Genomic DNA, 2,682 nt, shown 5'->3' with positions numbered 1-2,682 from the left:
AGCTATACATCCAGCTTAATAATAGTAATTCCTATTTAGCTCTAGTAAATTCTCCTAATAAATAGTTCTTATGTACTAAATATATCCGTCTCCTTGGGGTGTGACAGTTGTGGGTGCGGAATGTGGGATATATAGTAATCCTATCCGATTTCTGAACAGAATTTCAGATACCAAATTTTAGGATTTTGGCGATTGCGATCGCTTAACTGTCTGCTACCATTAGCCAACGTCGCCCTGCGTCCACATCCCTCAAACCAGATTCCGATAACGACACAAAAGGGAAGTAAACTCACCCCGCTCTCAGCTTGTAACCCTACAATATCATCAGCACATTTGCCAGTATCGCAATCTGCCGCGCCAGCAGTTGTTTCGCTTGGTGAACTGACCCGTGACGTAGCTCATGTATGGCTTGGTGTAGTCAAAGGTTTAATTTGCTTGGAGGCAAAGATACTCATGCAGCTTCTTCTGATGAGAGTATTTGTATGCAAGATTTTAGTTTTCCTTTCTCTTCAATTAAACCGTGCTTTTTTTCGGAATTATCAGATTGAGGAGATTCTATAGAAAGCTCGTTTCCACCTTTCTCGCTTTTCGGAACCCATTCTAGTACTTCACCTGGCTGAACCTCATAAGTATCACATATTTTACTCAGAACCGTAGACGAAGGTAGCTGGTCGGGATTGTTGTACAAGTCATAGGCAGTTCTCTGTGCTATTCCTACATCTTTTCTAAACTGATAAGCTGTTATACCTCTTTCATAAAGAAATTTTTTGATCTTGTTTTTCACAGACACGTCCTCAACTCCTATATAGTTAATACTATCATCTAGCTAATAGTGCTAATTAATTAGTATTAGTTATGCAAATGGCGCTCACTCATAACTAAATGATATTACTAAAGTATTGCACATAGTATCAACAAGTTAGTAATATTAAAACATAGCAAAAGACGACCGCCCCAGTCTGGAAAACGAAGCGATCGCCCTTTGTAAAAACCTAACCCCTATCGAGGCAGGAATATTAATTATGACCCATCGAACCTACACACAGCAAGCTCTTCGACGCTACACTCTCCCCCGCCTGAAAACAATCGCTGCCGAATTAGGTGTTACACCCACTCTTGACAAGAGAGGATCTGAAACCTGGATAAACGCAATCATTGCTCACCAGTCCACCCACCCCGAGAAATTCATCACCCCTGCTTCAATACCACTGACACCCATTGAAATCAGCTTTTACAACCACGAATACTACGCGGGTGATAAATTGATCGCCGCAATCACGTATGATAACGACCTAACGCGACCTTGGGTGGTGATGGTGAACGACAAGGAAATCCACCGTGCTTCTACGAACATACTTTGTCACCATTACATCTGCTCACATTACAAAGACGGCTCTTTGCCAGTACAAGAGCAAAACGCTACAGATACGAACAGCACTACTGAAAAGGAAATCATGTGCCAGATTTTCAACGAGTGCAAAAAGTACGGATTTGAAATAGTGGGCGATGGCATTTACAACAACGACGTGAAACTGGGCGAAGTCGGATTCAGTGGCGGTACTTGGTGGGTAGTGGGTGCTACAGAGCAGGAGCGAGTTTCTTGCCAGTCTGCCCTTGTTGCTGTTTGGCGGTTAGCAGTGGCACAAACCCCACGCCATACAGAATTGTTAAACCACCGATTTGAGATGTTAACCCCGATGAATAGCAGTATTTACGGGAGTATAAACGAGTTTTTGAACTAATGGCGGCGTAATTCTCGCACACAAAGCCATCGCAGCGACGCCGAATAGCCCGTCGCTGCGATGCCTAGGTTGAGCTACTCGGCGTCGCCACCACATTGTCAACAATCATAAATCAATGCAACCAACAATCTCGATACCCAAACACTGGGAATATCCGCGCTTTGCTTTGGAACAACGTACACAACAGGGCATCATTTTAGGGCTTCACTACTACCCAAACGGTACAGAATTAGCCGAACAATTTGGTCATGGTTGGCGCTACGCCCTGATGTCACGGAAAAATTCTGACGAACTATTTCACTTTGAAGAGAATCAAATTCAAACGCTCTCTCCGCAGGAATTAGTCTCACAAATCACCGCAGAGATTGAGTTTTACAAACGTCAAATTGTCATTCTCCAACAACAGTTAGGTGCAAATAATGGCTAACTCTGTAAACAATAACTTTGACCGTAGAGCGAATCACCTGCTACGTTTACTTCAACTTTGTGGCGGTTGTCTTCCATTGCACTCTCTTCAATTCCAAGTTTCCAATTCAGTCATTCAAACACTGCTAGATAAAGAACTGGTGCAAGTGCAAAACACTGGATGCGGTTTTTTGTTGGAGATAGCCGAAGATTTTTAATCCCAGAGAAGAAATCATGAAACTTTACGCGAAAACTATTCCACAAACTTTACCCTATTGGGCAACTATCGTTACACAGAGCGCAGGTTTATTTGAGATTGAAATTAACGATGAACATCCTAGTTTTCAATCTCTACTTAAAGAGTTAACCACAGAAATTGAACCAGCAACCATCGGTGTAAAAGCCAGGGATTTCTGTTCCAGACTCGGCTTTGAAATGTCTAATTCCAATCTCAGCCAATTACTTGAACAAGCTCAAACCCTGATATCTCTTATTGCTTGGCATTCAGACTACAAGCAACTACTAGAAACAGGGT

6 protein-coding genes are annotated in these 2,682 nt (G+C 42.6%); 4 read left to right on the top strand and 2 right to left on the bottom strand.

The window, feature by feature from the left end:
• Positions 1 to 140: 140 nt before the first annotated feature.
• Together LC605_RS32390 and LC605_RS32385 are read right to left on the bottom strand one after the other, a co-directional pair.
• On the bottom strand, positions 141 to 293 hold the full coding sequence (locus tag LC605_RS32390) for a hypothetical protein (RefSeq protein WP_229551457.1): 153 nt from the start codon (positions 291 to 293) through the stop codon (positions 141 to 143).
• Positions 294 to 451: 158 nt separating this feature from the next.
• Complete coding sequence (locus tag LC605_RS32385; RefSeq protein ID WP_229551456.1) at positions 452 to 784, bottom strand: helix-turn-helix transcriptional regulator; 333 nt, start codon at positions 782 to 784, stop codon at positions 452 to 454.
• A gap of 238 nt (positions 785 to 1,022) precedes the next feature.
• On the opposite strand from LC605_RS32385, the gene LC605_RS32380 reads away from it, so the two are divergent.
• From LC605_RS32380 to LC605_RS32365, 4 genes are all read left to right on the top strand, one after another.
• A complete protein-coding gene (locus LC605_RS32380) occupies positions 1,023 to 1,742 on the top strand; it encodes a hypothetical protein (RefSeq protein WP_229551455.1) in 720 nt (239 codons plus the stop codon).
• 115 nt (positions 1,743 to 1,857) lie between these two features.
• Positions 1,858 to 2,169 carry a hypothetical protein gene (locus LC605_RS32375; protein ID WP_229551454.1) on the top strand — a complete coding sequence of 104 codons (312 nt, stop codon included), beginning with the start codon at positions 1,858 to 1,860 and terminating at the stop codon, positions 2,167 to 2,169.
• Positions 2,162 to 2,365, top strand: coding sequence for a hypothetical protein (locus LC605_RS32370; RefSeq protein WP_229551453.1), 204 nt, complete (start codon positions 2,162 to 2,164; stop codon positions 2,363 to 2,365). The genes LC605_RS32375 and LC605_RS32370 overlap by 8 nt, the downstream gene beginning before the upstream one ends.
• Before the next feature lie 16 nt (positions 2,366 to 2,381).
• A partial coding sequence (locus LC605_RS32365; protein WP_229551452.1) for a hypothetical protein occupies positions 2,382 to 2,682 on the top strand: 301 nt, incomplete at its 3' end.

Origin of the sequence: Nostoc sp. CHAB 5836 (genome assembly GCF_020829445.1) — a bacterium.
In the GTDB taxonomy this organism is placed as follows: Bacteria; Cyanobacteriota; Cyanobacteriia; order Cyanobacteriales; family Nostocaceae; genus Nostoc.
The sequence above is the reverse complement of the archived record's forward strand: the minus strand, read 5'-3'. Positions and strand labels throughout refer to the sequence as shown.